A 2,862-nucleotide genomic window follows, 5' to 3' on the forward strand; every position below is an offset into this window, starting at 1 on the left:
CCGCTTTCTTTTGGGTATAAATTTTTGCAAGGCTCAGTCACAAACAAGAACGCCCCGCTCTCTGCGCGAAGCAAAGGCGGGGCAAAATTTTTTTCTGATTTTGGTGCACATCCGACAATGTGGATAAAAGAAAACGCCGCATTTCACCGAAAACTGGCGGAAGCGACGGGATGCCACACCCATCCGAATCTTGACAAAATGGGTGTTTTGTGGTATTATAAATTAGTTTCCACATAGAACGGTGGAAACATTCACTACAAACATTCTAGCATTTTTTCACCGAAGATGCAAGAAACGAAGAAGCAATAATCACTACGCAGCCGGGCGTATCGAATACTTGAGAAACGGAGTGATGGGTACAATATGGCAAATGAAGCAACGATCAATGGCGTACACGTTCATGATGTGCAATATGGACGCACCACCAGAAAGAGCTTTGCCAGAATTCCGGAAGTTCTGGAAATGCCGAACCTGATCGAGGTTCAGAAAAAATCCTACGAATGGTTCCTGACCGATGGTCTGCGCGAGGTCTTTGAGGACGTCGCTTGCATCACCGACTATACAGGCAATCTGGAACTGTCGTTCATCGACTATAAGCTCGATGACGAGCCGAAATACAGCGTAGAGGAGTGCAAGGCACGCGATGCAACGTATGCCTGCCCGCTGCGCGTCCGTATGCGTCTGCGTTACCGCGAGACGGGCGAAATCAAGGAGCAGGAGCTGTTCATGGGCGACTTCCCGAAGATGACAGATTCCGGCACCTTCATTATCAACGGCGCAGAGCGCGTTATCGTATCCCAGATCGTCCGTTCCCCGGGCGTATACTACGGCATGACGCTGGACAAGACCGACAAGCCGCTGCTGTCTGCAACGGTTATCCCGTACCGCGGCGCTTGGCTGGAGTACGAGACCGACAGCAACGATGTATTCTATGTCCGCATCGATAAGAATAGAAAAATCCCGATTACCTCTTTCATCCGTGCTATCGGCGTAGAGACCGATGCAGAGATCATTGAGATGTTCGGTGAGGACGAGCGCATTCTCGCTACCCTCGACAAGGATCCGTCCAAGACCGTTGAGGAAGCACTGATTGAGATCTACAAGAAGCTGCGTCCGGGCGAGCCGCCAACGGTGGATTCTTCCCGCAGCCTGCTCAATGCGCTGTTCTTTGACACCCGCCGCTATGATATTTCTGCGGTAGGCCGTTACAAGTACAACAAGAAGCTGAACATTGCCCGCCGCCTGGCTGGCCACAAGCTGTGCGAGACCGTTACCGATCCGATGACCGGTGAAGTAATCGCAGAGGAAGGTACTGTCTGCACCCGCGAGCTGGCAAATGAGATTGCACGCCGCGGCGTACATGGCACCATCATCGAAGCAAACGATGGCACCAAGGTCAAGGTATTCGGCAACGGCATGGTTGACATGAAGGACTTCGTTTCCTTTGACCCGCAGGAAAAGTGCGGCATCAAGGAAAAGGTTCGTTTCGTTGTCCTGAAGGATTTGCTGGAAAACGCAAAGACCGAGGGCAAGAGCGAGGATGAGCTGATCGACGACATCAAGGCTGCAAAGGATGATCTGATTCCGAAGCACATCATCGTCGATGATATGCTGGCATCCATCTGCTACCTGCTGGGTCTGGGTCATGACATCGGCAACACCGACGACATCGACCATCTGGGCAACCGTCGTCTGCGTTGTGTCGGCGAGCTGCTGCAGAACCAGTTCCGCATCGGCTTCTCCCGTATGGAGCGCGTTATTCGCGAGCGCATGACCATTCAGGATCTGGACATCGTTACCCCGCAGTCCCTGATTAACATTCGTCCGGTTACTGCGGCAATCAAGGAGTTCTTCGGTTCTTCTCCGCTGTCCCAGTTCATGGACCAGAACAACCCGCTGTCTGAGCTGACGCATAAGCGTCGTATGTCTGCATTGGGTCCTGGCGGCCTGTCCCGTGACCGTGCATCCTTTGAAGTTCGAGACGTACACTACAGCCATTACGGCCGTATGTGCCCGATTGAGACCCCAGAAGGTCCGAACATTGGTCTGATCTCTTACCTCGCAACTTACGCACGCATCAACGATTTCGGCTTCGTAGAAGCACCGTATCGTTTCATTGATAAGGAAACCGGCCGTGTTACCGATAAGATTCAGTACATGACCGCTGATGTCGAGGATGAATACACCGTATGCCAGGCATACGAGCCGCTGGATGAAAACGGCTGCCTCGCAAACCCGCGTATCACCTGCCGCTGCCGCGAAGAAATCGTCGAAGTAGATCGTCAGGATGTCGATCTGATGGACGTATCTCCGCGCATGATGGTATCGGTTGCTACCGCGATGATCCCGTTCCTGGATCACGATGACGCAAACCGTGCACTGATGGGCGCGAACATGCAGCGTCAGGCTGTGCCGCTGCTCAAGACTGAGGCTCCGGCTGTTGGTACCGGCATGGAGTACAAGGCTTGCGTAGACTCCGGTATTGTTCCGCTGGCAGAGGGCGACGGCACCGTTACCCGCGTCACCGCGCGTGAAGTTACCGTAAACTACGACACGATGGGCGAAAAGACCTATCGTCTGACCAAGTTCCTGCGTTCCAACCAGTCCACCTGCATCAACCAGCGTCCGATTGTTAATCTGGGCGAGCGCGTCAAGAAGGGCGATGTACTGGCTGACGGTCCGGCTACCTGCAACGGCGAGGTTGCTCTGGGCAAGAATGCGCTGATCGGCTTCATGACTTGGGAAGGTTATAACTACGAGGATGCTGTACTGCTCAACGAGCGTCTGGTTCGTGACGACGTATACACCTCGATTCATATTGAAGAATACGAATCCGAATCCCGCGATACCAAGCTGGGACCG

2 protein-coding genes are annotated in these 2,862 nt (G+C 53.4%); both read left to right on the forward strand.

What is annotated here, in order from left to right; all coding sequences use genetic code 11:
* Nucleotides 1-237 (forward strand): hypothetical protein (locus ACR0P9_RS10275; RefSeq protein ID WP_432619840.1); only part of this gene is annotated, 237 nt, incomplete at its 5' end.
* 126 nt (nucleotides 238-363) lie between these two features.
* Nucleotides 364-2,862: DNA-directed RNA polymerase subunit beta (gene rpoB, locus ACR0P9_RS10280; protein WP_432619842.1), on the forward strand; the 2,499-nt coding region annotated here is incomplete at its 3' end.

The sequence above is a fragment of the Butyricicoccus sp. genome, from assembly GCF_050872565.1.
Lineage (GTDB): Bacteria > Bacillota > Clostridia > Oscillospirales > Butyricicoccaceae > Butyricicoccus_A.